Here is a 25,626-nt window from a genome sequence, read left to right on the forward strand (position 1 = left end):
CTCATTTGTTATATAAATTCTCTTTGAAAACAGGGTGTTAAATCGCCCGCCCGTGGAGGCGGTTACTGCTGCCAGCGCAACCGTTTCCCGCTATGAAAGACACCATAAAAAACGCCCTGTAGCGCCAGCTACAGAGCGTGGGGACGGGTAAAAACCACTTACAAATCGCGCTTGATCAAAGCCCCGCTGAACAAAACCGGCCCGGTCGGACCCGTCTCGCTGGGCACGCCGCCCTTGGGCTCCAGGCTGACCGCCAGCGCGGGGACAGCCTGCACTTGGGCCAGCTGGGCCTGCAGTTGCGCCAGGCGCCCCTCGCCCATGACGCCCAGCGACTGCGGTGCGCCCTGCGCGGGCAAGGCCCACAGCTGCAGTGACCGGTCGGCGGCCTCCTGGTAGCCGCCCACGCGCTGCAGCACCAGCTGGCCCTGCCGGGCGTCAAAGGTCACCAGCATGGAAGCCTGCGCCTTGCCATCGGCCAGCACCGCGACATACTGCACCTGGGGGGCGGCCTGCAACGCGGTTTGGGTCTTTTGCAGCTTCGTCTGCAAGGCGGCCAGCTGCTGGCCTGCGCTGCGTTGCAGGCTTTGCTGCGCATACAGGCCAACGGCGACGGCAGCGACGGTGGCCACGGCGCCAGTCAGCGCCAGCGAGCGCCACCAGGCCAGCGCCTTGGGGCTGCGGGCGTTGGCAGCAGCGCGCTGCCGCTCCAGCGCTATTCCAGCCTGGTCGGCATCGACCAGGTTCTGGATGCGGGTCCAGACGGCGGCATCGGGTTGCACGGGCGACTGCAGCTCGGACAGCGCCGACCAGCGGCCCTGCCACAGCATGGCGGCCGAGCGCACCTGCGGGTGGGCGCGGGCCATCTGCTCAAAGCGGCGGCGGGCGCCGGCGCGCAAGGTGCCCAGCGCATAGGCCGCAGCGAGCCGGTCGAGCAGTTCAGGGTGTTGTACCAGATTCATCAGAGCACTCCTTTGCGCCTACACGTGGCGGGCCATGCACTTGCGCAGCTGCTCCAGACTGCGGCGCATCCAGGTTTTAACGGTGCCCAGCGGCAGCTGGAAGTGGCTGGCCAGCTCGCTGTGGCTCAAATCTCGCAAATAGGCCAGGCTCACCACCTGGCGCTGGGCCTGCTGCAGCCGCTCCATGCATTGGTGCAACACCGTCGCCTGCTCGCTGGCTTCCACCGATTGCATGGGGCCTTGTGCATCGTCGCCCTGCGGCAAGTCATCCATGTCATCGACCAGCGCATGCTGGTCCAGCCGCTCGGCCTTGCGCCGGCGCAGAAAATCCAGTGCCCTGCTGCGCACGAGCATCCCCATCCAGGCCAGCGGCGGGCTGAGCGAATCGCGGTAACTGCCCGCGTTACGCCAGATGGCGACAAAACTGTCCTGCAGCACATCCTCGGCCCAGGCTTGGTTGCCCAGAATGCGCAGCGCCAGGCCATACAGCCGGGACGCGGTCTCGTCGTACAAAAGCCGGAGCGCCTTGTCCTCGCGGGCGGCTATGCGGTCTAACAAAAGCATCAGTTCAGTGTCAGTGGTAGGTGTGCGCATGCCAGCATTGTGGAGCCAAGCCTGCGCAGCCGGTGTATCCGTTGTATTACTGCCAAGCAGCAAGCGCCTCGGGCAAACCCTCCAATCTCTTAGCGGTCAGCGGTCGCTCACGTCCAAAACTTTCATGCATCTGGCCGCTATACGCAGCAAGCCCTCCATTGGATGCAAAAAACGATGCAAAAAAATAATCGGCGCATTGAATCCAAATCTCCTGCTGGTGCGTAGTGCTAAGCGTAGACCTTGCCCAGACAGGGTCGGACAACCGGAACACCCTATGACAACCGCCACCACCACCATCGCCTACCAGCCATCGTGCCCATGCGCCAGCGCCAGGAGGCAGCCATGCCACTGAACACCCCCATTGCGCGCTGGTACGGCTTGCGTGTCTGGCTGGTGGGCGCCAGCTCGGGCATCGGTCTGGCGCTGGCCGAGCAGCTGCATGCCGCAGGCGCGCGCGTGATCGTGTCCGCGCGCCGGCAGGAGGTGTTGGACAGCTTCGCCGAGCAGCACCCGGGCTGTCTGCCGCTGCCGCTGGATGTCACGGACCTCGACGCGGTCGTCAGCGCCGTGCAGCAGCTGCTGGAGGACGGGCCGCTGGACCTGGTCTGCTACTGCGCAGGCGAGCGGCAGACCATGCGGGCCGATGACCTGGACCTCAACAGCTTGCTGCAGCACCGCGAGGTCAATCTGACCGGGGCCTTGCATTTGATCGCGGCCGTCACGCCCCACCTGCTGGCAGCGGCGCGCGCCGGGCGCCAACCGCATCTGAGCCTGGTGGCCAGTGTGGCCGGCCTGCGGGGTCTGCCGGGCAACCTGGCCTATGGGCCCAGCCAGGCGGCACTCATCAACCTGGCCGAGACCTTGCAACTCGAGCTGGTGCCTCAGGGCGTAGGCGTCAGCCTGGCCGTGCTCAAACCCGGCCTGAGCGATGCCTTCTTCACCGAGCCTCACCCCGCCAGCCTGCCAGTCTGGCCGCAGCCAGAGCAGGCGGCCAGCGCGATGCTTAAGGGCTGGGCCCGGGGCCACTTTCTGCTGGGCGTGCCCTGGCGCTCCCGGCTGAGCTGGCGCCCCGGCTACAAATCGACGGCATCCGGTCTGGTGGCCTGGGTGCGCCGCTTGCAAGGAAACTGAAGCATGCTGACCCTTCACCACCTGGAAACCTCACGCTCGCAGCGCGTGCTGTGGCTGCTCGAAGAGCTGAACCTGCCCTATGCGCTGGAGACCTACCCGCGCGATGCCAAGACGCGCCTAGCGCCGCCGGCGCTCAAGCGCATCCACCCGCTGGGCCTCTCACCCATCCTCTGCGACCGGGGCCTGGTGATTGCAGAATCCGGCGCCATCATCGAGTACCTGGCCGAGCGCTATGGCGCCTGGGCGCCGCCCGACATGGCCCACCTCGATCCGCCGCGCAGCAGCCCCGAGCACCTGCAGTGCCGCTACTGGATGCATTTTGCCGAGGGCTCGCTGATGAACTGGCTGCTGCTGCAGCTGGTGTTTGACAGCATCGCGGCCAAGCGCTTGCCGCTGCTGCTGCGCCCCGTCGTGCGCCCGGTGCTGCGCGGCCTGCGCCAGCAGGTGCACAAGCAGCTGATCGCGCCGCACATGGAGGCGGCGATGGCCTATATGAACCACCACTTGGCTCACCAGCCCTGGTTTGCCGGCGATCACCTGACGATGGCCGATTTTCAGATGGGCTTTGCCGTCGAGGCCGCGCTGGCGCGCTGCGCCAATGCCGCCGACTGGCCGCATCTGCATGCCTACCGCCAGCGCATGCAGGCCCGCGAAGCCTACCAGCGCGCCATTGCCAAGGGCGGCCCGGTGGTGATGAAGCTCTGAGCCACTGAACCGCGGCGCATGAAAAAAGGCCCTGCAGTGCAGGGCCTTCGTCATGGGCGTTGCGCAGATCAGCCCAGCCAGTGGCGGGCATTGCGCCAGACGCGCATCCAGGGGCTGTGGGCCGAACGGTCGCCGTCGGTCCAGCTCATCTGCACGTTGCGGAACACGCGCTCGGGGTGCGGCATCATCGCGGTAAAGCGGCCATCGGCGGTGGTCACAGCGGTCAGGCCGCCGGCCGAGCCGTTCGGGTTGAACGGGTACTGCTCGGTCGCCTGGCCGTGGTTGTCCACATAGCGCATCGCGGCGATCACCGCATCGGCGTTGCCACGGAAGCGGAAGTTGGCATAGCCTTCGCCATGGGCCACGGCGATCGGCAGGCGCGAGCCAGCCATGCCTTGCAGGAACAGGCTGGGCGAGTCCAGCACTTCGACCATCGACAGGCGCGCCTCGAAGCGGTTGCTCTGGTTTTGCGTAAAGCGTGGCCAGTCTTGCGCACCGGGGATGATATCGGCCAGTTCGGCAAACATCTGGCAGCCATTGCAGACGCCCAGGCCGAACGTGTCCTTGCGGCTGAAGAAGGCCTGGAACTGCTCGGACAGCGGCTCGTTGAAGGTGATGGAGCGGGCCCAGCCAATGCCGGCGCCCAGGGTGTCACCATAGCTGAAGCCGCCGCAGGCGACGATACCGGCAAAGTCACGCAGCTGGGCACGGCCCGTCTGCAGGTCGGTCATGTGCACGTCCACCGCTTCAAAGCCGGCTTCGCCAAAGGCGTAGGCCATCTCCACGTGGGAGTTGACGCCCTGCTCGCGCAGCACCGCCACGCGGGGCTTGGCTGCCACGTTCACATAGGGGGCTGCCACCACCTCTTGCGGGTCGAAGGTCAGGTGCACATGCATGCCCGGGTCAGACGGCACACCTACCGAAGCGTGCTCGCTGTCGGCACAAGCGGGGTTGTCGCGCTGCTGGGCAATCTTCCAGCTCACGGCATCCCAGACCTGGTGCAGATCGCTCAGGCTGGCGCCAAACACCTTCTTGGCATCGCGCCAGACCTGCAGCTCGCCCTTGCCCATGTCCATGCTGGACGAGGCCGGACGCGTCTTGCCCACGATGTGGCTGCAGGTGGACAGGCCGTGCTCGCGCAGCGTCTGCAGCACCTCGGCGCTGTCGCTGGTCTTGACCTGCAGCACCACGCCCAGCTCTTCGTTGAACAGCGCGCGCAAAGTCAGGTCTTCGCGGCGGCCCGATACCTGGGCGCCCCAGTTCTTGCCTTCGCCGCTGTCCATGCGGCTGTCGGAGATGCCATCGCCTTCGGTGATCAGCATGTCCACATTCAGTGCCACGCCGACATGGCCGGCAAAGGCCATTTCGGCCACGGTGGCCAGCAGGCCGCCGTCGCCCTTGTCGTGGTAGGCCAGGATCTTGCCCTGGGCGCGCAGCGCGTTGACGGCGTCAACGAGTGCAATCAGGTCCTTGGCCTCGTCCAGGTCCGGCGTTTCATTGCCGCTTTGGCCCAGCACCTGGCCCAGGATCGAGCCACCCATGCGCATCTTGCCGCGCGACAGATCAACCAGCACCAAGGTGGTGTCGGGCTCGTTGGCGTCCAGCTGGGGCGTCAAGGTGCTGCGCACATCATCGATGGAGGCAAAGCCGGTGATGATCAGGCTGACGGGCGAGGTGACCTTCTTGGTCTGGCCGCCCTCGCTCCACTGCGTGCGCATCGACAGGCTGTCCTTGCCCACGGGGATGGAGATGTTCAGCTGCGGGCACAGCTCCATGCCCACGGCCTTGACGGTGGCGTACAGGTCGGCGTCTTCCCCGGGCTCGCCGCAGGCGGCCATCCAGTTGGCCGACATCTTGACCTTGGACAGCGCAATGGGCGCTGCCAGCATATTGGTGATGGCCTCGGCCACCGCCATGCGGCCCGAGGCGGGAGCATTGATCGCTGCCAGCGGCGTGCGCTCGCCCATCGCCATCGCTTCGCCCTTGAAGCCCTGGAAATCGGCCAGGGTCACGGCCACGTCGGCCACCGGCACCTGCCAAGGGCCGACCATCTGGTCGCGGTGGGTCAGGCCGCCGACGGCGCGGTCACCAATGGTGACCAGGAAGCGCTTGGAGGCTACCGTGGGGTGGGCCAGCACGTCGATCACGGCCTTTTCCAGCGGCACGCCGGTCAGGTCGATGGCCGGCAGGCTGCGTGCCACAGTCTGCACATCCTTGTGCATCTTGGGCGGCTTGCCCAGCAGCACGTCCATCGGCATATCGACCGGGAATTTCTGGTCGTCCGCGGTCGCAGCCGGGTCTTCGAGCACCAGCTGGCGCTCTTCGGTGGCCGTGCCGATGACGGCAAACGGGCAGCGCTCGCGCTCGCAAAACGCCGTGAACTGCGCCAGCGACTCGGGCGCAATCGCCATCACATAGCGCTCCTGGCTTTCGTTGGACCAGATTTCCTTCGGAGCCAGGCCCGATTCTTCGAGGTTGACCTTGCGCAGGTCAAAGCGGGCGCCACGGCCGGCGTCATTGGTCAGCTCGGGAAAAGCGTTGGACAGGCCACCGGCGCCCACGTCGTGGATCGCCAGGATGGGGTTGGCCGCGCCCTGCTGCCAGCAGTGGTTGATGACCTCTTGCGCACGGCGCTCGATCTCGGGGTTGCCGCGCTGCACCGAGTCAAAGTCCAGCTCGGCCGCGTTGGTGCCGCTGGCCATGGAGCTGGCAGCACCCCCGCCCATGCCGATGCGCATGCCCGGGCCGCCCAGCTGGATCAGCAAGGTGCCAGCCGGGAAGAGGATCTTCTGGGTCTGCTCGGCATCGATCACGCCCAGGCCACCGGCGATCATGATGGGCTTGTGGTAGCCACGGGTGATGTCACCGACTTGCTGCTCGTACTCGCGGAAGTAGCCGGTCAGGTTGGGGCGGCCGAATTCGTTGTTGAACGCGGCGCCGCCCAGCGGGCCTTCGATCATGATCTGCAGCGGGCTGGCGATGTGCTCGGGCTTGCCGACCTCGCTGCCCCAGAGCTTGGAGACGGTGAAACCAGTAAGGCCCGCCTTGGGCTTGGAGCCCCGGCCGGTCGCGCCTTCGTCACGGATCTCACCGCCCGCGCCGGTGGAGGCGCCGGGGAAAGGCGAGATGGCTGTGGGGTGGTTGTGGGTCTCGACCTTCATCAGCACATGGCTGGTGGCGCTGTGCTTTTGGTAGCTGGGCGCAGTCACGGCATCGGCCTGGGTGTTGAACGGCGCGACAAAGCGCTCGACCTGGTGGCCTTCCATGATGGAGGCATTGTCCGAATAGGCAACGACGGTGTGTTGGGGCGATACCGCCTCGGTGTGGCGGATCATGCCAAACAGGCTCTTGTCCTGCGCCACGCCATCGATGGTGAACTTGGCGTTGAAGATCTTGTGGCGGCAGTGCTCGGAGTTCGCCTGGGCAAACATCATCAGCTCGACATCGCTGGGGTTGCGCGCCAGGCCCTTGAAGGCGTTTTCCAGGTACTCGATCTCGTCGTCGGCCAGCGCCAGGCCCCATTGCTTGTTGGCTTTTTCCAGCGCGCTGCGGCCGCCGCCCAGCACATCGACAAACTCCATCGGCTGGGCTTGCAGTGCGGAGAACAGCTGCTCGGCTTCGGCGCGGGTGGCGAAGACCGACTCGGTCATGCGGTCGTGCAGCAGTGCGGCGATCTGCGCGGTCTGCTCGGCGCTCAGCTCGGGCTTGCCACCCAGCAGGCCGGCCTTGAGCTCGATCCGGTACTCGGTCAGGCGCTCGATGCGGAACAGCGCCAGGCCGCAGTTGCGGGCAATGTCGGTGGCCTTGGAAGCCCAGGGCGAGATGGTGCCCATGCGCGGGGTGACGATGAAGGCCAGGCCGTCGCTGCCGCCTTCATAGGGGTCGCCATAGGTCAGCAGGGCCGCTACGCGCTCGGCCTGGGCACCCGCCAGGGGCTGCTCGGTGGCCACCAGATGCACAAAACGGGCAGCAATGCCCGTTATCTTTGGATGGATCGCCGTCAATGCGGTCTGCAGTTGTTGGGCGCGGAAGGAGCTGAGGGCGTTACCGCCTGGTAGCTGAGTCAGGTGCAGTGTCACGTGGCAGCCTATGTGGACTAGGAGGATGGGAAGAAAGCACGCATGCGCCTTGCCCACTGCTACGGGCGGACCGTGGCAGCACCATGACAAGGGCGGGATAACCCGGGATTCTACTGTGCCGCGCCAGGACACGTAGCCGCATGGAAAACAGGCCAATGGCAGCAGTGGGATAATCGTGGGCTATGACGATCAAAATCAATACCGAAGACGATATTGCGCAGATGCGCATCGCAGGCCGCCTGGCCTCGGAGGTCTTGGACTACATCACCCCCCACATCCAACCGGGTATCACCACCAAGCAAATCGATCTGCTGTGCGCCGAGGCGATGGAAAAGCAAGGCACCAAATCGGCCTGCCTGGGCTACCAGCCGCCAGGCATGACGCCCTACCCGGCCTATGTCTGCACGTCGGTCAACCATGTGGTCTGCCACGGCATCCCCAATGACAAACCGCTCAAGAAGGGCGACATCGTCAATGTGGACGTGACCATCATCACGCCCGAAGGCTATTTTGGTGACAACAGCCGCATGTTCGTGATCGGCGAAGGCACGATTGCGGGCAAGCGCCTGTGCCAGCTGACCTTTGAAGCCATGTGGCATGGCATCGTGCAGGTCAAGAATGGCGCCCACCTGGGCGATATCGGCCATGCGATCCAGAAGTTTGCCGAAGGCCAGGGCCTGTCGGTCGTGCGCGAGTATTGCGGCCACGGCATCGGCAAGGTGTTCCACGACGAGCCCCAGGTGCTGCATTACGGCCGCCCGGGCACCGGCGTCGAGCTCAAGACCGGCATGATCTTCACGATCGAGCCCATGCTCAACCTGGGCAAGAAGGACATCAAGGACCTGGGCAATGACGGCTGGACCGTCATCACCAAGGACCACAGCCTCTCGGCCCAGTGGGAAGTCGAAGTGCTGGTGACCGACACCGGCTATGAAGTGCTGACCTGGTCGGAGGGCTCGCCCACGCCGCCCAGCTTTGTGACCAGCACCAAGTGCTGATCGGGTGCTGATCCGGCACGAATAAATCGCTGCGCGCGTGCCGGGTCTGCCCGGCACCAGCCCACACCAAGGCGGCATTGCAACCAGCATGCCGCCTTGGTCGTTTCTGGCAGTCCCGCCTCCGCCATGCCCCCATTTGGTGCGTAGTGGCATGGAAAGTGCTTACTCGCAGCTGCTGTTGATTGCTATGGCACACTGCCAACGACAGCATAGTTAGGCACCATGAACGATCCTCGCATTCCGCAGCTGCGCGAGCAGTACCAGGCGCAACGCAGCGCCCTGTTTGATGACATCATGGCCGGGGGCAGCAGCACCCGGGGCATACAGACCCAGCTGCGCAAGCTCTCGCAGCTGGCCGATGGGCTGCTGCGCGACCTCTGGCACCTGGCCGGCCTGCCCGGCCGCCTGAACCTGGTGGGGGTGGGCGGCTTTGGCCGGGGCAAGCTGTTTCCCTATTCCGATATCGATGTGCTGCTGCTGCTGCCCGAAGGCACCGATCCGGAGCAGGACATTGAATTGCGCACCGCGATCGAGCAGTTCATCGGCTCGTGCTGGGACGCCGGGCTGGAAATTGGCTCGAGCGTGCGCACCATCAGCCAGTGCATCAGCGAAGCCCAGGCCGATGTGACGGTGCAGACGGCGCTGCTGGAGTCGCGCCGCATCATCGGCTCGCCCCGCCTCTACCACCTGTTCCAGGCGGCGCTGGCCCAGTCCATCAAGCCCGATGCCTTTGTCGTGGCCAAGGTGCTGGAGATGCAGCAGCGCCACAACAAGTACGAAAACACCGTCTATGCGCTCGAGCCCAATTGCAAGGAGTCGCCCGGCGGCCTGCGCGATCTGCAACTGATCCTGTGGCTGGGCCGTGCTACCGGTCTGGGCAGCCGCTGGAAGGAGCTGGCCGACAAGGGGCTGGCCACCGTCTACGAGGTGCGCAACCTGCAGCGCAACGAGGACCTGATCTGCCTCATCCGCGCGCGGCTGCACATTGTGGCCCGGCGCCGTGAGGACCGGCTGGTGTTCGACCTGCAAACGCCGGTGGCCGAGTCCTTTGGCTTCAAGACCATCACGCCAGCTGGCCAGCGCTTTCCCAAGCGCGCCAGCGAGGAGCTGATGAAGCGCTACTACTGGGCTGCCAAGGCGGTGGCCCAGCTCACGCAGATCCTGATGCTGAACATGGACGAGCGCCTGCACCCGGGCAACCACACCTTGCGCCGCATCGATGACGAGTTCTACGACAAGGCCGGCCTCATTGAGGTGGCCGACGACGAGGTCTACCAGCGCAACCCGCATGCGATCTTGCGCACCTTCTTGCTCTACGAGACCGAGCCGGGCTTGAAGGACCTGTCGGCCCGTACCTTCCGCGCGCTCTACCATGCGCGCCAGCTGATGGATGCCCAGTTCCGTCGTGACCCGGTCAACCGCGCCACCTTCATGCAGATTCTGCAGCAGCCCCATGGCATCACCCATGCGATGCGGCTGCTCAACCAGACCTCGGTGCTGGGCCGCTACCTCTGGCCGTTCCGCCGCATCGTGGGCCAGATGCAGCACGACCTGTTCCATGTCTACACGGTGGACCAGCACATCCTGATGGTGCTGCGCAATGTGCGGCGCTTTTTCATGGCCGAGCATGCGCATGAGTACCCGTTCTGCTCCCAGCTGGCCGCTGGCTGGGACAAGCCCTGGATTCTGTACCTGGCCGCCCTGTTCCACGACATCGGCAAGGGCCGGGGTGGCGACCATTCGGAGATCGGCGCGCTGGAAGTCAAGCGTTTTTGCCGCGACCACCAGATTGCCAAGGAAGACCGGCAGCTGGTCGAGTTTCTGGTGCGCGAGCACCTGACGATGAGCCAGGTCGCGCAAAAGCAGGATACGTCCGACCCCGAGGTGATCACCGCCTTTGCCCAGCGCATGGGCAATGAGCGCCGGCTCACTGCCCTCTACCTGCTCACCGTCGCCGATATCCGCGGCACCAGCCCCAAGGTCTGGAATGCCTGGAAAGGCAAGCTGCTCGAAGACCTGTACCGCTCGACGCTGCGTGTGCTGGGCGGGCGGGCACCCGATGTGGCCGCGCAGGTGGAAATCCGCAAGCGCGAAGCGCTGGTGCTGCTGGCGCTGTCGGCCCAGCCCCATGAATCACAAAAAGCGCTGTGGGATACGCTGGGCCTCGATTATTTTCTGCGCCACGAGGCCGCCGATATCGCCTGGCACACGCGCCACCTGTCACGCGCCGTGGGCAGCAAGGCCACCTTGGTGCGCGCGCGCCAGTCGCTGGCCGGCGAAGGCCTGCAGGTGATGGTGTATGCGCCCGACCAGCCCGATCTGTTTGCCCGCATCTGCAGCTATTTTGACCAGGCGGGCTTTTCGATTCTGGACGCGCGCGTGCACACCGCCCTTAACCGCTATGCGCTCGATACCTTCCAGGTGGTGGCGACCGATGCACCGCAAAGCTACCGCGAGCTGATCAACCTGGTCGAGAGCGAGCTCACGCGCGTGCTGGTGGCCGCCCAGCCGCTGCCCGAGCCCGCGCAGCGCCGCGTCTCGCGCCGGGTCAAGAGCTTTCCGGTGGCGCCGCGCGTGCTGCTGCGCCCCGATGACAAAGGCCAGCGCTGGCTGCTGTCCATCTCGGCGGCAGACCGCGCAGGCCTGCTCTACACCGTGGCACGCATCCTGGCCCGCCACCAGCTGAGTGTCGAGCTGGCCAAGATCAGCACCTTGGGCGAGCGCGTGGAAGACAGCTTTTTGCTGCAGGGCCCGGAGCTGCAAAACAATGTGAGCCAGATCGCGATCGAGACCGAGCTGCTCTGGGCACTGGCCGCGACGGGCAGCGGCGCGGCCGGTTGACCGTTAAGGCGAACCCGGCTCAGTCGTCCTCGGCCGCGCTGATGCCGGGAAACAAAATCTCGGTAAAACCGAACTGGCTGAAATCGCGCACCCGCATCGGGTAGAGCTTGCCCCAGAGGTGGTCGCATTCATGCTGCACCACCCGGGCATGGAAGCCCTCGGCCTCGCGGTCAATCGGGTCGCCATACTGGTCAAAGCCGGTGTAGCGGATCTTGCGCCAGCGCGGCACCATGCCGCGCAGCCCCGGCACCGACAGGCACCCCTCCCAGTCGTCTTCTTCCTCGTCCGACAAGGGCGTGATCACCGGGTTGATCAGCACCGTGGGCGGCACCAGCGGGCGGTCCGGGTAGCGCGGGTTGCGCTCGGGCGAGCCAAAGAACACCACCTGCAGATCCACCCCGATCTGCGGCGCCGCCAGGCCCGCGCCGTTGGCGTCGCGCATGGTGTCAAGCAGGTCCTGCACGAGCTGGTGCAGCGCATCGGTGTCAAATTCGGTCACGGGCTGCGCGGTGCGCAGCAAACGGGCATCGCCCATTTTCAAGATTGGATAGATCGCCATGCCGGCATGGTAGCGCAGCGCGCAAGCCCGTCTGGCGCCTTTTGCCACCCAAAGCACCGGCGCAGCAGCGCAGCAAGATGCCCACCACCCTTGCCCAGCATCAAGACACTGTTATGCGGCGCGATGCACAATGCTGGACCATGAACGAGCCCGGAGCCTCTTCCACCGCGCTGCAAGACGTGCAGACACCGGCTTACTGCCCCATCCGCAGTCCGGTCTTGCGCTGGCTGCTGCTGTTGGCGGCTGTGGCCTGCCTGGCGATGGGCATCATCGGCATTTTTGTGCCGGGGCTGCCGACCACGGTCTTTGTGCTGATGGCCGGGGCTTGCGCGGCGCGCAGCTCGCCGCGCCTGCATGCCTGGCTGTGGCGCCACCGGCTGTTTGGCGGCATGCTGCGCAACTGGGCGGCGGGCGGTTTTGTCAGCCGCAAGGCCAAGTGGAGCGCCAGCATCACGATGGCGCTGTGCGCAGTCATCATGCTGCTGGTGCCAGCGCCTGGCTGGGCCAAGCTGTTGTCGATTGGCTGCATGGCCTGCGTGCTGGCCTGGCTGTGGTGCCGGCCCGAGCCCCCGGCACCGCAATGAGCCCAGCCCTGCGCGGCAAAAAATGACCTCGTCCGTTTTTCAGGTCAAAAATTCGTTCTATAATCGCAGTCTTGTTCCTCAATAGCTCAGTTGGTAGAGCGCCGGACTGTTAATCCGTAGGTCCCTGGTTCGAGCCCAGGTTGAGGAGCCAAAGAATTTTTCGGCTTTGCAATCGAACAAAGCCTGTTGACCGATATTCCTCAATAGCTCAGTTGGTAGAGCGCCGGACTGTTAATCCGTAGGTCCCTGGTTCGAGCCCAGGTTGAGGAGCCATCACTTATCTGCCCTGCAATCGTTCAGGGCATTGACCAAAAATTTGTTCCTCAATAGCTCAGTTGGTAGAGCGCCGGACTGTTAATCCGTAGGTCCCTGGTTCGAGCCCAGGTTGAGGAGCCAAAGAATTTTTTTTGGCTTTGCAATCGCACAAAGCCTGTTCACTGTTTATTCCTCAATAGCTCAGTTGGTAGAGCGCCGGACTGTTAATCCGTAGGTCCCTGGTTCGAGCCCAGGTTGAGGAGCCATTCAAAAAGCCTGCACCACCGTGCAGGCTTTTTTGTTTTTTGCGGCCGCAGCCCAGCAGCCGGGAGCGAACTGCCGTATTTGTCACCCTGCGTACCACGGGCGGCCAGCAGCGCCCCATTTGGCCGCTACCATGGCAGGCAACACCATGAGCGCCAACCACCACACGCCCCCGCTAGCCTGGCTGCAAGCCGATGACGACTTTCCACCCGTGGACATGGCCTGGGGGCCCCACACCCCGCACCCGGGCCTGCTGGCCGCTGGCGGCGTGCTCGACAGCGCCCATCTGCAGCAGGCCTACCGCCAGGGCATCTTCCCCTGGTTCAGCGAGGGCTCACCCATTCTGTGGTGGTCCACCGATCCGCGCATGGTGCTGCAACCGGCCCACTTCCGCCTGCACCGCTCGCTCAAGCAGGCCATCCGCAAGTTTGCGCAGGATCCCAGCAGCGAACTGCGCATCGACAGCGACTTTGCCGCCGTGATCGCCGCCTGCAGCCAGCAGGACCGCCCGGGCCAGGATGGCACCTGGATCGTCGACGACATCCAGGCCGCCTACACCCAGCTGCACCGGGATGGCTTTGCCCACAGCGTGGAGCTGTGGCAAGGCGGCCAGCTGGTAGCCGGCCTGTACTGCGTGGCCATTGGGCGCGCGGTGTTTGGCGAATCGATGTTCACCACCGTGCCCAACGGCTCCAAGATCGCACTGGCCGCGCTGGTGCAGATCTGCCGGCGCGAGCAGGTGCCGATGATCGACTGCCAGCAAAACACCGGGCATCTGGCCTTCATGGGCGCTGCCGAAGTGCCGCGCAGCCGGTTTTTAGAGAATGTGCGCACGCAAATAGCGCTGCCCCCTATGCGCTGGGAGTTTGCATCTGGCGATGGGACTGACATAATCCCACTATCTGAAATGACATCTCCGCATCCGGATGAGTAGGCTGAACGAACTACCGCTGCACAGCTTGCAGTTTTATGCGACAGCGCCCTACCCATGCAGCTATCTCGAAGCGCGCATGGCGCGCTCTCAGGTAGCCACGCCCAGCCACGCCATCCAGAACGATGTCTACTCCGAGTTGATCCAGCAGGGCTTTCGCCGCAGCGGCCTGTTCACCTACCGCCCCTATTGCGATGGCTGCCAGGCATGCGTGCCCTTGCGCGTGCAGGTGCAGGACTTCAAACCCAAGCGCCACCAGCGCCGCGCGCGCAAGCAGCACCAGGCGCTGGACGTGCGCGTGCTGCCGCTGGGCTTTTTGCGTGAGCACTACGCGCTCTACCTGCGCTACCAGTCGGCGCGCCATACCGGTGGCGGCATGGATGAGGACAGCGTCGAGCAGTATTCGCAGTTCATGCTGCAAAGCCGGGTCAACAGCCGCCTGGTGGAGTTTCGCGAGCCCGCGCAGGGCCAGCAGCCCGGCGCCTTGAAGATGGTCTCGATCATCGACATCCTCAACGACGGCCTGTCGGCCGTCTACACCTTTTACGAGCCCGAGGCCCACACCAGCTACGGCACCTACAACGTGCTCTGGCAGATTGATCAGTGCCGGGCCATGGGCCTGCCCTACCTGTACCTGGGCTACTGGATTGCCGCCAGCCCCAAGATGCAATACAAGGCCGATTACCAGCCCTATGAGGTCTATATCGACCAGCGCTGGCAACCGGGCCAGCTCGCCAACCATTGCGCCCCTTGATCGCTCCGATCAAGCGGTCACCCCTCTTTTTGTTATTTGAGCGCCAGTCTACGCATGACCAAACCAATACATGACACCGTCACCAAGCCCAGCGTGCAAGTGCTAGAGCGCATGTTCACGCTGCTGGACGTCCTGGCCACGCGCGAGGAAGCGGTGTCACTCAAGGAGCTGAGCGAGATCACAGGCCTGCACCCGTCGACGACGCACCGCATCTTGAACGACCTGACCATTGGCCGCTTTGTGGACCGCCCCGAGTCGGGCAGCTACCGCCTGGGCATGCGCCTTCTGGAGCTGGGCAACCTGGTCAAGGCGCGCATCAATGTGCGCGAAGTGGCCCTGCTGCCGATGCGGCGGCTGCACCTGGCCACGCAGCAGGCCATCAATCTGAGCATGCGCCAGGGCGATGAGATCGTCTATGTGGAGCGCAGCTTCAGCGAGCGCTCGGGCATGCAGGTGGTGCGCGCCATCGGCGGCCATGCGCCGCTGCACCTGACCTCGACCGGCAAGCTCTTTTTGGCCAACGACGAGCCCGAGCGCGTACGCGCCTACGCGATGCGCACGGGCCTGGCGGGCAACACCAAGAACAGCATCACCAATTTGGCGGTACTCGAGCGCGAGCTGTCCAAGACCCGCCAGTACGGCGTGGCGCGCGACAACGAGGAGCTGGAGCTGGGCGTGCGCTGCATGGCAGCGGGCATTTATGACGACCAGGGGCGCCTGGTCGCTGGCCTGTCGGTGTCCGCCCCTGCCGACCGGCTGGAAGACGCCTGGACCACGCGCCTGCAGGCCACGGCTAGCGAGATCTCGTCCGCGCTGGGCTTTGACGAGCACCGCCAGCCCAACGCACGCTGAGCCCGGGCAGGCCATCAACCGCACGCAAAAAAACCTGCCGAGGCAGGTTTTTTTGTGGGCGCAGCGCGCTCAGTGCTTGGCCAGCAGCTGCGTGCCCGAGCCTTCCACCCAGTGGCGCACGCGCTCGGCATCGGCCAGGCGACCGAACTTGCCCGCCGAATCCAGGAACACCATGATGAGCTTGCGGCCGGCCACCTGGGCCTGCATCACCAGGCAGCGGCCTGCCTCGGAGATATAGCCGGTCTTTTGCAGGCCGATATTCCACTCGGGACTGTGCACCAGGCGGTTGGTATTGTTGAACTGCAGCATGCGCTCACCCACTTCGACCTGGTAGGACGGCGAAGTGGTCAGATCGCGCAGCAGCGGATCGGAGTGCGCCACATTGACCAAGGTGGCCAAGTCAAAGGCGCTGGACTGGTTGGAGCTCGACAAGCCGGTGGGCTCGACATAGCGGGTATCGGCCATGCCCAGCATCTTGGCCTTCATGTTCATCATGCCGACAAAGGTCTGCAGGCCACCAGGGTAGGTGCGGCCCAGCGCATGGGCGGCACGGTTTTCGCTGGACATCAGCGCCAGGTGCAGCAATTCGCCGCGCATCAAGGTGGTGCCCACACGCAGACGCGAGCTGCTGTGCTTTTCGGTGTCCACATCGTCCTGGGTGATGGTGATCATCTCGTCCATCGGCAGCTGGGCCTGGGAGATGATCAGGCCGGTCATCAGCTTGGTGAGCGAGGCGATCGGCAGCACGGCATGGTCGTTCTTGGACAGCAGCACTTCATGGGTGTCCTGGTCCAGCACCAGAGCGACGCTGGATTTGAGTGCCAGCGGATCGGTCACATCATGCAGGCCGGCCATCTGGCCGAAGGACTGGCGCTCGGGAATGATGACGGCAGCGGCAACGGCAGCGCGCCCTGCGTGGCGCCCTGCCTTGGCCAGCGTGGTCTTGCCCTTGGGGGCTTTGCCGGCGACCTTTTTGGACGATGGCGCAGCCGCTTGCTTTTGGCGGCCATTGCGCTCGCCCTTGGAGGCCACGGCGGCAGGCTTTTTGCTAGCCTTGGCCTGCACATGGGCCTTGGGAGCGGACTTGTTTTTGGCGCTGGCCTGCACGCTGGGAGCGGACAAACCAAAGGCCAGGGTACAAATTGCAAACAAATGTGAAAAACGACGCAAAACACTGCGATGACGTAGCGCCATTATTCTGCTCCCTACAAATACGATAGCTGACAGCGGAAACTTGAATTTAAAAAATCGCGCAAATTCATTAACTTACGCCATTCTTCAATTATTTAAGTGAAATTATATTCCGAAGTCTCAACCTTGTGCAGCTACTCGCTCCGTAGGATTTTGTAACTTGTTTAGCGCAGCGATGTAAGCCTTCGCTGACGCCACCACAATATCAGGGTCTGCGCCTACACCGTTGACCACGCGCCCACCCATCTGCAAGCGCACGGTCACCTCGCCCTGGCTCTCGGTCGAGCCGCTGATCGCATTGACCGCATACAGCACCATCTCGGCGCCGCTGCGCGCCTGCGACTCAATTGCCTTCATCGAGGCATCGACCGGGCCGTTGCCGGTAGACTCGCCGCGCACCTCCTGGCCATGGGCAATCAACACCACGCTGGCCTTGGGCTGCTCGCCCGTTTCGCTCGATTGCGACAACGAGACAAAGCGGTAGGTTTCGGCCTGCGCCTCGGCGCCTTCCATGTGCACCAGTGCGAGGATGTCTTCGTCAAAAATTTCGCTCTTGCGGTCGGCCAGGTCCTTGAAACGGGCAAAGGCGGCATTGATCTCGCTTTCGCTGTCCATCACCACACCCAGCTCCTGCAGGCGCTGCTTGAAGGCGTTGCGGCCCGAGAGCTTGCCCAGCACGATCTTGTTGGCGCTCCAGCCCACATCTTCGGCACGCATGATTTCGTAGGTGTCGCGCGCCTTGAGCACGCCATCCTGGTGGATGCCGGAGGCATGCGCAAAGGCATTGGCGCCCACCACGGCCTTGTTGGGCTGCACCACAAAGCCGGTGGTCTGGCTCACCAGGCGGCTGGCGGCCACGATGTGCTGCGCGTCGATGTTGACATCGAGGCCAAAGTAGTCGCGCCGCGTCTTGACGGCCATGACCACCTCTTCGAGTGAGCAGTTACCCGCGCGCTCGCCCAGGCCGTTGATCGTGCACTCCACCTGGCGTGCACCACCGATCTTGACGCCGGCCAGCGAGTTGGCGACAGCCATGCCCAGGTCGTTGTGGCAGTGCACCGACCAGATGGCCTTGTCGCTGTTGGGAATGCGCTCGCGCAGGTTCAGAATGAACTGGCCATAGAGCTCAGGGATCGCGTAGCCGACGGTGTCGGGCACGTTGATGGTCGTGGCACCTTCGGCAATCACGGCCTCGATCACGCGGCAGAGAAAATCAGGGTCGCTGCGGTAGCCGTCTTCCGGGCTGAACTCAATATCGCCCACCAGGTTACGGGCAAAGCGCACCGACATCTTGGCCTGCTCGAACACCTCATCGGGCGACATGCGCAGCTTTTTCTCCATGTGCAGCGGGCTGGTCGCAATGAAGGTGTGGATACGCGCGCGGTTGGCGGGCTTCAAGGCCTCGGCGGCGCGGGCGATGTCGCGGTCGTTGGCGCGGGCCAGCGAGCAGATGGTCGAGTCCTTGATGATGGAGGCGATGCTCTGGACACAATCGAAGTCACCGTTGGAGCTGGCGGCAAAACCGGCCTCGATGACGTCCACCTTGAGGCGTTCGAGTTGGCGCGCAATGCGCAGCTTTTCGTCCTTGGTCATCGAGGCGCCGGGCGACTGCTCGCCATCGCGCAAGGTGGTATCAAAAATAATCAGTTGGTCGCTCATCGTGTGTTCTCCATGGCATTGGTCCTGCGCTGCCACCGTGGGTGAGTGGATTGTCTAAAACAGGCTGCAGGAGAGCGATCACTTCACTCTGCTGCAGCCTGCTTCAACCGCGCTACAGTTTACGTGCTTTGCTCCGCCTGTGGTTAGGCGGTAGCCACTTGTGCAGCCGCTTGTGGCGCTGCCGTTTGCACGCTGGCGACAGCACCGCTACGTGCTACCGCACTCATCACCGCGCGGAAAGCCGCCTGGGTGCTGTTGCTGTCCATGCCCACGCCGTACAGGCTCTGGCTGTCGCCCACGCGCAGCTCGATATAGGCAGCGGCCGTGGCATTGGCGCCCTTGTCGCCGCGGGCATCGCTGGCAGCCACTGCATGCTCGCTGTAGTCCAGCAAACGAACGGGGATACCGATGGCGCTGCTGACCGCTCGCACAAAGGCATCGATCGGGCCATTGCCGTGGCCGGCGATGCTGACGGCCTGGCCGGCCCACTGCACCTTGCCGCTGATGCGCACGTCATCGCTGTCGTTCGATTCCACGCGGTACTGGGCCAGCGCATGGTTGGCGCCCAGCTGGTACTCGCGCTCGAAGATCTGCCACAGGTCCTTGGCGGTGAACTCGGTGCCCGCCGTGTCCATCGCGCGCTGCACCACCTGGCTGAACTCGATCTGCAAGCGGCGTGGCATCGCCAGGCCATAGGCTTCTTCGAGCAGGTAGGAGATGCCGCCCTTGCCCGACTGGCTGTTGACGCGGATCACCGCTTCATAGCTGCGGCCCAGGTCCTTGGGGTCGATCGGCAGGTAAGGAATTTCCCAGATATCGGCATCCTGGCGGGCCGCAAAGGCTTTCTTGATCGCATCCTGGTGCGAGCCCGAGAACGAGGTGTAGACCAGGTCGCCGGCATAGGGGTGGCGCGCCGGCACGGGCAGCTGGTTGCAGTACTCGACTTCAGCGCGGATGGCGTCGATGTCCGAGAAATCGAGCTGGGGCGATACACCCTGCACATACATGTTCAAGGCCACATTGACGATGTCGAGGTTGCCGGTGCGCTCGCCATTGCCAAACAGGCAGCCTTCGACGCGGTGGGCGCCGGCCATCAACGCCAACTCGGCGCTGGCCGTGCCGGTGCCGCGGTCGTTGTGTGGGTGCACAGACACCACCACCTCAGGGCGGTTGGCAAACTGGCGCACCATCCACTCGATCTGGTCGGCAAACACGTTGGGGGTGGCGTTCTCCACCGTCGTGGGCAGGTTCAGGATGATGTCGCGGCCTGGGCCCCAGGCGGCAATCGCCGTCTCGCAGGCCTGCTGGGACACCTCAAGCTCAGCGAGCGAGAAGGTCTCGGGCGAGTACTGCAAGACCCATTCGGTGCCGGGCTGCGCATCGGTCAAGGTCTTGAGGTGGGTGACCTGGTCTTTGACCAGGGCCATCACCTCGGGCACGCTCATGCCGAATACCACCTTGCGCCAGACCGGGGCCACCGCGTTGTAGATGTGGACGATGGCGCGCGGCGCGCCTTGCAAGGCCTCGACCGTGCGCGTGATCAGCTCAGGCCGGGCGGGGGTCATCACCTGGATGGTGACGTCGGCGGGAATGCGCTTTTCCTCGATCAACTGGCGCACAAAGTCGAACTCGATCTGCGAGGACGCGGGAAAGCCGACTTCGATTTCCTTGAAACCAATCTTGACCAGCATGTCGAACATGCGCAGCTTGCGCGCCAGGTCCATGGGCTCGATCAGCGCCTGGTTGCCATCGCGCAGATCGGTGGACAGCCAGATGGGTGCCTGGGTGATCTGGGCATCAGGCCAGGTGCGGTCACGCAACGCAATGGCTGGAAAAGCGCGGTACTTGCTGGAAGGTTGGGTCAACATGGTTGTCTGGTCTTTCTCATCGGAACAAAAAGTTCGGGGTTGGAAACCAGCAACCTGCTAAAAACAGAATCGGCCCGTTGCTGGTGCAAACGGGCCGAGGTGTAGGGGTGAAAAACTGCGCGCTACTCTACCTGCCCGTTGGACATGCTAGTAGTAGAGCTAGGGACAGGTTTTGCATGGCAATCACTCTAACACAGGTTTGGGCTGGTGTCTGCAAAAAACTCAATCGTGGTGCAAGCCGCGCTCTTCGGGCTCGTCGGTCGAGGTCGCCACGATCGAGACATGCTGGCCCTTGAAGCGGCGCCAGGCATAGATCACATAGCCCGAGAGCGAATAGACCACAAAGATCAGGAACAGCATCGTGGCCGGCTCGATGCTGACCACCGCCAGCAGCAGCACCACCACCACCAGGGAGATGAAGGGCACGCTCTTGGCAGCGCCTGCATCCTTGAAGCTGTAGTACGGGATATTGGTGACCATGGTCAGACCCGCCAGCAAGGTGATGGCAAACATGATCCAGGACAGGTCATCGCGGCTGGCCGGGTAGCCGCCAAACAGCGCAATCACCTGGCCAAAAATCGGCACATCGCGGTGCGATACCAAAAGCGCGCTGGTCAGCCAGATAAAGCCTGCCACCAAGGCCGCAGCAGCGGGCGACGGCATGCCCTGGAAATAGCGCTTGTCCACCACGCCCGTGTTCACATTGAAACGCGCCAGGCGCAGCGCTGCGCAGGAGCAATAGACAAAGGCTGCGATCCAGCCCCAGCGGCCCAGCGGGCGCAGCGCCCATTCATAGGCAATCAGTGCGGGAGCGGCGCCAAAGGACACCATGTCCGAGAGCGAATCCATCTGCTCGCCAAAGGCGCTTTGCGTGTGCGTCATGCGCGCCACGCGGCCGTCGAGGCTATCGAGCACCATCGCGCAGAACACGCCGACAGCGGCCGCCTCGAAACGGCCATTCATGGCCATCACGATCGAGTAAAAACCGCCAAACAAGGCGGCCAAGGTGAACGAGTTGGGCAGCACATAGATGCCCTTGCGCCACTTGCGCTGCGCAGGCGGCAGTGCATGCGCTGCGGCCTTGGGCTTGGTTTCGTTTTCGTCCAGCATTCAATCCACTCCAGCGCCAGCTATATCTGCGCAATCAGCTACTTATTTTATAGTTTCCAGCGGGTTCTGGCCCCGCCGGGCTTGGGCTACAGTGTAGCTTTTCGCCAGCGCGGCCCCGCCGGCCATGCCCATGAAAAAAGGACTGCCAAAGCAGTCCTTTGCACATCACCTCGGCGCCGCAACAGGGCTGCGGCAGCCGCCGGGATTTAGTTGCGGGTCTGGTCGACCAGCTTGTTCTTGGCGATCCAAGGCATCATGGCGCGCAGCTGACCACCGACTTGCTCGATCTGGTGATCGGCGGTGTTGCGGCGGCGGGCGGTCATCGATGGGTAGCTCAGACGGCCTTCCTGGATGAACATCTTGGCGTAGTCGCCGTTCTGGATGCGCTTCAGAGCGTTGCGCATGGCCTTGCGCGACTCTTCATTGATCACCTCAGGGCCGGTCACGTACTCGCCGTATTCGGCGTTGTTCGAGATCGAGTAGTTCATGTTGGCGATGCCGCCTTCGTAGATCAGGTCCACGATCAGCTTGAGCTCGTGCAGGCACTCGAAGTAGGCCATTTCAGGCGCGTAGCCGGCTTCCACCAAGGTCTCGAAGCCCATCTTGATCAGCTCGACCGCGCCGCCGCACAGAACGGCTTGCTCGCCGAACAGGTCGGTTTCGGTTTCTTCCTTGAAGTTGGTCTCGATGATGCCGGCCTTGCCGCCACCATTGGCCATCGCGTAGGACAGGGCCAGGTCACGGGCCTTGCCAGACTTGTCCTGGTGCACAGCGATCAGGTGGGGCACGCCGCCGCCTTGGCTGTAGGTGTTGCGCACGGTGTGGCCTGGGGCCTTGGGCGCCACCATCCACACGTCCAGATCGGCGCGGGGCACGACCTGGTTGTAGTGCACGTTGAAGCCGTGCGCAAACACCAGCGAAGCGCCTTGCTTGATGTTGTCCTTGACGTTGTCGCTGTAGACCTTGGCGATGTCTTCATCAGGCAGCAAGATCATGACCACGTCAGCGGCCTTGACGGCATCGTTGACTTCCATCACGGTCAGGCCGGCCTTCTCGGCCTTGGGCCAGGAAGCGCCAGACTTGCGCAGACCGACGATGACCTTCACGCCACTATCGTTGAGGTTCTGCGCGTGCGCATGGCCTTGCGAGCCGTAGCCGATGATGGCGACGGTCTTGCCTTTGATGAGGGACAGGTCACAGTCCTTGTCGTAAAAAACTTTCATGCTTCGCTCCGTTGGTATCAGTCAAAAATTCAGAAATTCAAACAAACATTCTCAAGAATCTGCATCGTCAGGGGGCCTTGCCGCAGGTCCTGAAGCCAGCAAATAAGCTCCCGCTACAAAAGCGCCCAATCCTACTATGAGTACTAGCCAGGGGTTGGTGCGCCTCGAAGCGTTTTCGTCGGGCTCGCCAAAGATGCCATCACACAAGCGCTGCTGTGTGAAAAGGTCCTGGGACAGACTGCAATCAGGGTCGTCCGTCTGCACCCAGGCCACCACCAGCACAAGCCCCACCAGCAGCAGCACCACCCCCACCGCCTGGCGGGCATGGCGTCGCAGCCGGTGACACCAGCGCATTACACGCGCAAGATGCGTTCACCGCGCCCGATGCCGCTGGCTCCGGTACGCACGGTTTCGAGGATGGCCGACCGGTCGATCGCGCTCAGGAAGGCGTCGTTCTTGGCCTGGTCGCCGGTCACCTCGATGGTGTAGCTCTTCTCGGTCACATCGATGATGCGGCCGCGGAAGATATCGGCCATGCGCTTCATTTCTTCGCGCTCCTTGCCGACCGCCCGCACCTTGATCATCATCAGCTCGCGCTCGGTATAGGCGCCTTCGGTCAGATCGACCACCTTGACCACTTCAATGAGGCGGTTGAGGTGCTTGGTGATCTGCTCGATGACGTCGTCCGAGCCGGTGGTGGTGATGGTCATGCGCGACAGCGAGGCATCCTCGGTGGGCGCCACGGTGAGCGACTCGATGTTGTAGCCACGGGCCGAAAACAGGCCCACCACGCGCGACAGGGCGCCTGGTTCGTTCTCCAGGAGAACCGCAATGATGTGTTTCATAAGAACAGATTCCTCTTTTCGCTACCCTCCCCCGGCGCCGGTAAGCGCAGGGCTCGGTAGACAATAGATTCGTCAGAAAGGGAAAACCCAAGGACAGGCTGGACGCGCGCTTGCCACAAGGCGCGCCAAGCCAGAAAGGCGTTTACAGATCGTCCGCGCCCAGCAGCATCTCGGTGATGCCCTTGCCGGCCTGGACCATCGGGAAGACGTTCTCGGTCGGATCGGTGCGGAAATCGAGGAACACGCTCTTGCGCTCTTCACGGGCAATGCGCCGCGCCTCGCGCAGCGCGGGCTCCACATCCTCGGGCTTCTCGATCAGAATGCCCGCATGGCCATAGGCTTCGGCCAGCTTGACGAAGTCAGGCAGCGAATCCATGTAGCTGTGGCTGTAGCGGCCCGAGTACTCGATCTCTTGCCACTGGCGCACCATGCCCAGGAAGCGGTTGTTGAGCGCGCAGATGATGATCGGCGTCTCGTACTGGCGGCAGGTGGCCAGCTCCTGGATGTTCATCTGCACCGAGCCTTCGCCGGTGATGCAGAACACCTCGGCATCGGGCTTGGCCAGCTTGATGCCCATCGCATAGGGGATGCCCACGCCCATCGTGCCCAGGCCGCCCGAGTTGATCCAGCGGCGCGACTCCTCAAAACGGTAGTACTGCGCAGCCCACATCTGGTGCTGGCCCACGTCCGAGGTCACATAGCAGTCCGCATCGCGGGTCATCTGCCACAGCGTCTCGACCACGAACTGGGGCTTGATCACCTCCTTGTTGCCACGGTCATAGCGCAGGCAATCGCGGCTGCGCCAGTCTTCGATGGTCTTCCACCAGTTTTGCAGCGCCTCGGCATCGGGGCTGACCACGCTCTCGCGCACCATCGCGATCAGCTCGGTCAGCACTTCCTTGCAGTCGCCCACGATGGGCACATCCACCTTGACGCGCTTGGAGATCGACGAGGGGTCAATGTCGACATGGATGATCTTGCGCTCCACCGACATGAAGTGCTTGGGGTTGCCGATCACCCGGTCATCAAAGCGCGCACCGACGGCCAGCAGCACATCGCAGTTCTGCATCGCGTTGTTGGCTTCGATCGTGCCGTGCATGCCCAGCATGCCCAGGAATTTCTTGTCGCTGGCCGGGTAGGCGCCCAGGCCCAGCAAGGTGTGGGTCACCGGGTAGCCCAGCAGGTCCACCAGGGTGCGCAGCTCTTGCTCGGCGCCGCTCAGCAGCACACCGCCACCGGTATAGATATAGGGGCGCTTGGCCGACAGCAGCAGCTGCAAGGCCTTGCGGATCTGGCCGCTGTGACCCTTCTTGACCGGGTTGTAGGAGCGCATCTCGACCGTCGAGGGATAGCCGCTGTAGGCCACCTTCTTGAAGGACACGTCCTTGGGAATATCGATCACCACGGGGCCAGGGCGGCCCGTGCGTGCGATATGAAACGCTTTTTTCATCGTCAGCGCCAGGTCGCGCACGTCCTTGACCAGGAAGTTGTGCTTGACGATGGGGCGCGTGATACCGACGGTATCGCATTCCTGGAACGCATCCGAGCCAATGGCGGTCGTGGATGTCTGACCGGAGATCACGACGATGGGGATGCTGTCTGTGTAAGCAGTGGCAATACCGGTGACGGCATTCGTCAGGCCGGGGCCGGAGGTGACCAGGGCCACGCCCACTTCACCGGTGGCGCGGGCAAAACCGTCTGCCGCATGCACTGCTGCCTGTTCATGGCGAACCAGCACATGGTTGATGGTGTCTTGCTTGTAGAGCGCGTCGTAGATGTAGAGAACTGCACCGCCGGGGTAGCCCCACAGCTGCTTGACGCCTTCGGCCTGCAGTGCCTTGACCAGCACTTCAGCACCCATGAGTTCTTGGGATTTCTGCGCGGACTGATGCGCCGCTTGCGCCGAGTTCTGCTCGGCCTTGGACATTTCCATGATCAACCTTTGTGAATTTCTCTAACGAAAAACCTCTGGTGCTCCTCACCCAGCTCTTGTGGAGCCTGCTTGGAACTTGAGGCCAACGGACATGGGCGAGATGCTTGCGACGCCGGACCGTGACCCTTTTGCTTTTTGATGCTTGTACATTATCGCACTGCAGCATTGCTTTGCGACAAGCTACGGATTTTTTTTCGATAGGATGCGATAATCTAAGGCTTGATGCGGTGTTTTTTGCCACACTTGGTTTATTTACCCGGGTAAAAAGCGAGAAATCTCTGAATAACCACG

The 25,626-nt window shown here is 63.4% G+C and carries 19 protein-coding genes and 4 tRNA genes; 12 read left to right on the plus strand and 11 right to left on the minus strand.

Annotated elements, in window-relative coordinates; genetic code table 11:
* Positions 1-158: 158 nt before the first annotated feature.
* Positions 159-959: an anti-sigma factor gene (locus ACPEE1_RS15985; protein WP_423933848.1), complete on the minus strand. Its 801-nt coding sequence runs from the start codon at positions 957-959 to the stop codon at positions 159-161.
* A gap of 18 nt (positions 960-977) precedes the next feature.
* Entirely contained in the window at positions 978-1,553 is a 576-nt protein-coding gene (locus tag ACPEE1_RS15990; RefSeq protein WP_182345334.1) for a sigma-70 family RNA polymerase sigma factor, read from the minus strand.
* Positions 1,554-1,895: 342 nt separating this feature from the next.
* On the opposite strand from ACPEE1_RS15990, the gene ACPEE1_RS15995 reads away from it, so the two are divergent.
* Together ACPEE1_RS15995 and ACPEE1_RS16000 are read left to right on the plus strand one after the other, a co-directional pair.
* On the plus strand, positions 1,896-2,684 hold the full coding sequence (locus tag ACPEE1_RS15995) for an SDR family NAD(P)-dependent oxidoreductase (RefSeq protein ID WP_423933852.1): 789 nt from the start codon (positions 1,896-1,898) through the stop codon (positions 2,682-2,684).
* Between the two features lie 3 nt (positions 2,685-2,687).
* Complete coding sequence (locus ACPEE1_RS16000; protein WP_116925044.1) at positions 2,688-3,389, plus strand: glutathione S-transferase family protein; 702 nt, start codon at positions 2,688-2,690, stop codon at positions 3,387-3,389.
* A 68-nt stretch (positions 3,390-3,457) separates the two neighbouring features.
* Here ACPEE1_RS16000 and purL read toward each other — a convergent pair whose 3' ends face one another.
* A complete protein-coding gene (purL, locus tag ACPEE1_RS16005; RefSeq protein ID WP_182345332.1) occupies positions 3,458-7,468 on the minus strand; it encodes a phosphoribosylformylglycinamidine synthase in 4,011 nt (1,336 codons plus the stop codon).
* Between the two features lie 182 nt (positions 7,469-7,650).
* Here purL and map point away from each other — a divergent pair, with 182 nt between their 5' ends.
* Both map and ACPEE1_RS16015 read left to right on the plus strand, forming a co-directional pair.
* On the plus strand, positions 7,651-8,466 hold the full coding sequence (map, locus tag ACPEE1_RS16010; protein ID WP_021024879.1) for a type I methionyl aminopeptidase: 816 nt from the start codon (positions 7,651-7,653) through the stop codon (positions 8,464-8,466).
* A 222-nt stretch (positions 8,467-8,688) separates the two neighbouring features.
* Positions 8,689-11,307, plus strand: coding sequence for a [protein-PII] uridylyltransferase (locus ACPEE1_RS16015; protein WP_116925041.1), 2,619 nt, complete (start codon positions 8,689-8,691; stop codon positions 11,305-11,307).
* A 19-nt stretch (positions 11,308-11,326) separates the two neighbouring features.
* On the opposite strand, the gene def is transcribed toward ACPEE1_RS16015, so the two are convergent.
* The gene (def, locus tag ACPEE1_RS16020) at positions 11,327-11,866 is read right to left on the minus strand and encodes a peptide deformylase (RefSeq protein ID WP_116925040.1); all 540 of its coding nucleotides are present in this window, start codon (positions 11,864-11,866) and stop codon (positions 11,327-11,329) included.
* 140 nt (positions 11,867-12,006) lie between these two features.
* Here def and ACPEE1_RS16025 point away from each other — a divergent pair, with 140 nt between their 5' ends.
* The 8 genes from ACPEE1_RS16025 (at position 12,007) to ACPEE1_RS16060 (ending at position 15,506) form a co-directional block, all read left to right on the plus strand.
* A complete protein-coding gene (locus ACPEE1_RS16025) occupies positions 12,007-12,450 on the plus strand; it encodes a YbaN family protein (protein ID WP_116925254.1) in 444 nt (147 codons plus the stop codon).
* A gap of 75 nt (positions 12,451-12,525) precedes the next feature.
* Positions 12,526-12,601 (plus strand) — tRNA-Asn (locus ACPEE1_RS16030).
* A 46-nt stretch (positions 12,602-12,647) separates the two neighbouring features.
* Positions 12,648-12,723 (plus strand) — tRNA-Asn (locus tag ACPEE1_RS16035).
* A gap of 47 nt (positions 12,724-12,770) precedes the next feature.
* Positions 12,771-12,846, plus strand: a tRNA-Asn gene (locus ACPEE1_RS16040).
* 49 nt (positions 12,847-12,895) lie between these two features.
* Positions 12,896-12,971, plus strand: a tRNA-Asn gene (locus tag ACPEE1_RS16045).
* A gap of 131 nt (positions 12,972-13,102) precedes the next feature.
* Positions 13,103-13,903, plus strand: coding sequence for a leucyl/phenylalanyl-tRNA--protein transferase (gene aat / locus ACPEE1_RS16050; RefSeq protein WP_423933858.1), 801 nt, complete (start codon positions 13,103-13,105; stop codon positions 13,901-13,903).
* The gene (locus ACPEE1_RS16055) at positions 13,896-14,654 is read left to right on the plus strand and encodes an arginyltransferase (RefSeq protein ID WP_116925039.1); all 759 of its coding nucleotides are present in this window, start codon (positions 13,896-13,898) and stop codon (positions 14,652-14,654) included. The genes aat and ACPEE1_RS16055 overlap by 8 nt, the downstream gene beginning before the upstream one ends.
* A gap of 54 nt (positions 14,655-14,708) precedes the next feature.
* Positions 14,709-15,506 carry an IclR family transcriptional regulator gene (locus ACPEE1_RS16060; RefSeq protein WP_116925038.1) on the plus strand — a complete coding sequence of 266 codons (798 nt, stop codon included), beginning with the start codon at positions 14,709-14,711 and terminating at the stop codon, positions 15,504-15,506.
* 69 nt (positions 15,507-15,575) lie between these two features.
* Here ACPEE1_RS16060 and ACPEE1_RS16065 read toward each other — a convergent pair whose 3' ends face one another.
* From ACPEE1_RS16065 to ACPEE1_RS16095, 7 genes are all read right to left on the minus strand, one after another.
* A complete protein-coding gene (locus ACPEE1_RS16065; RefSeq protein WP_207788049.1) occupies positions 15,576-16,700 on the minus strand; it encodes a serine hydrolase in 1,125 nt (374 codons plus the stop codon).
* A gap of 117 nt (positions 16,701-16,817) precedes the next feature.
* Complete coding sequence (locus ACPEE1_RS16070; RefSeq protein ID WP_021024887.1) at positions 16,818-18,356, minus strand: 2-isopropylmalate synthase; 1,539 nt, start codon at positions 18,354-18,356, stop codon at positions 16,818-16,820.
* Between the two features lie 143 nt (positions 18,357-18,499).
* Positions 18,500-20,224 carry a 2-isopropylmalate synthase gene (leuA, locus tag ACPEE1_RS16075; RefSeq protein WP_423933865.1) on the minus strand — a complete coding sequence of 575 codons (1,725 nt, stop codon included), beginning with the start codon at positions 20,222-20,224 and terminating at the stop codon, positions 18,500-18,502.
* Positions 20,225-20,446: 222 nt separating this feature from the next.
* On the minus strand, positions 20,447-21,334 hold the full coding sequence (pssA, locus tag ACPEE1_RS16080; protein WP_116925036.1) for a CDP-diacylglycerol--serine O-phosphatidyltransferase: 888 nt from the start codon (positions 21,332-21,334) through the stop codon (positions 20,447-20,449).
* Between the two features lie 206 nt (positions 21,335-21,540).
* A complete protein-coding gene (gene ilvC, locus ACPEE1_RS16085) occupies positions 21,541-22,557 on the minus strand; it encodes a ketol-acid reductoisomerase (RefSeq protein ID WP_116925035.1) in 1,017 nt (338 codons plus the stop codon).
* Positions 22,558-22,910: 353 nt separating this feature from the next.
* Positions 22,911-23,402, minus strand: coding sequence for an acetolactate synthase small subunit (gene ilvN, locus ACPEE1_RS16090; protein WP_021024891.1), 492 nt, complete (start codon positions 23,400-23,402; stop codon positions 22,911-22,913).
* 142 nt (positions 23,403-23,544) lie between these two features.
* The gene (locus tag ACPEE1_RS16095; RefSeq protein ID WP_182345325.1) at positions 23,545-25,335 is read right to left on the minus strand and encodes an acetolactate synthase 3 catalytic subunit; all 1,791 of its coding nucleotides are present in this window, start codon (positions 25,333-25,335) and stop codon (positions 23,545-23,547) included.
* Positions 25,336-25,626: the final 291 nt, after the last annotated feature.

It is taken from the genome of Comamonas sp. 23, from assembly GCF_049601575.1.
Taxonomy (GTDB): domain Bacteria; phylum Pseudomonadota; class Gammaproteobacteria; order Burkholderiales; family Burkholderiaceae_C; genus Comamonas; species Comamonas squillarum.

What these genes read in the sequence shown, in the direction of transcription:
- ACPEE1_RS15985 (WP_423933848.1), bottom strand. Translation starts at nt 959, where the DNA reads ATGAATCTGGTACAACACCCTGAACTGCTCGACCGGCTCGCTGCGGCC.
- ACPEE1_RS15990 (WP_182345334.1), bottom strand. Translation starts at nt 1,553, where the DNA reads ATGCGCACACCTACCACTGACACTGAACTGATGCTTTTGTTAGACCGC.
- ACPEE1_RS15995 (WP_423933852.1), top strand. Translation starts at nt 1,896, where the DNA reads ATGCCACTGAACACCCCCATTGCGCGCTGGTACGGCTTGCGTGTCTGG.
- ACPEE1_RS16000 (WP_116925044.1), top strand. Translation starts at nt 2,688, where the DNA reads ATGCTGACCCTTCACCACCTGGAAACCTCACGCTCGCAGCGCGTGCTG.
- map (WP_021024879.1), top strand. Translation starts at nt 7,651, where the DNA reads ATGACGATCAAAATCAATACCGAAGACGATATTGCGCAGATGCGCATC.
- ACPEE1_RS16015 (WP_116925041.1), top strand. Translation starts at nt 8,689, where the DNA reads ATGAACGATCCTCGCATTCCGCAGCTGCGCGAGCAGTACCAGGCGCAA.
- def (WP_116925040.1), bottom strand. Translation starts at nt 11,866, where the DNA reads ATGGCGATCTATCCAATCTTGAAAATGGGCGATGCCCGTTTGCTGCGC.
- ACPEE1_RS16025 (WP_116925254.1), top strand. Translation starts at nt 12,007, where the DNA reads ATGAACGAGCCCGGAGCCTCTTCCACCGCGCTGCAAGACGTGCAGACA.
- aat (WP_423933858.1), top strand. Translation starts at nt 13,103, where the DNA reads ATGGCAGGCAACACCATGAGCGCCAACCACCACACGCCCCCGCTAGCC.
- ACPEE1_RS16055 (WP_116925039.1), top strand. Translation starts at nt 13,896, where the DNA reads ATGAGTAGGCTGAACGAACTACCGCTGCACAGCTTGCAGTTTTATGCG.
- ACPEE1_RS16060 (WP_116925038.1), top strand. Translation starts at nt 14,709, where the DNA reads ATGACCAAACCAATACATGACACCGTCACCAAGCCCAGCGTGCAAGTG.
- ACPEE1_RS16065 (WP_207788049.1), bottom strand. Translation starts at nt 16,700, where the DNA reads ATGGCGCTACGTCATCGCAGTGTTTTGCGTCGTTTTTCACATTTGTTT.
- ACPEE1_RS16070 (WP_021024887.1), bottom strand. Translation starts at nt 18,356, where the DNA reads ATGAGCGACCAACTGATTATTTTTGATACCACCTTGCGCGATGGCGAG.
- leuA (WP_423933865.1), bottom strand. Translation starts at nt 20,224, where the DNA reads ATGTTGACCCAACCTTCCAGCAAGTACCGCGCTTTTCCAGCCATTGCG.
- pssA (WP_116925036.1), bottom strand. Translation starts at nt 21,334, where the DNA reads ATGCTGGACGAAAACGAAACCAAGCCCAAGGCCGCAGCGCATGCACTG.
- ilvC (WP_116925035.1), bottom strand. Translation starts at nt 22,557, where the DNA reads ATGAAAGTTTTTTACGACAAGGACTGTGACCTGTCCCTCATCAAAGGC.
- ilvN (WP_021024891.1), bottom strand. Translation starts at nt 23,402, where the DNA reads ATGAAACACATCATTGCGGTTCTCCTGGAGAACGAACCAGGCGCCCTG.
- ACPEE1_RS16095 (WP_182345325.1), bottom strand. Translation starts at nt 25,335, where the DNA reads ATGGAAATGTCCAAGGCCGAGCAGAACTCGGCGCAAGCGGCGCATCAG.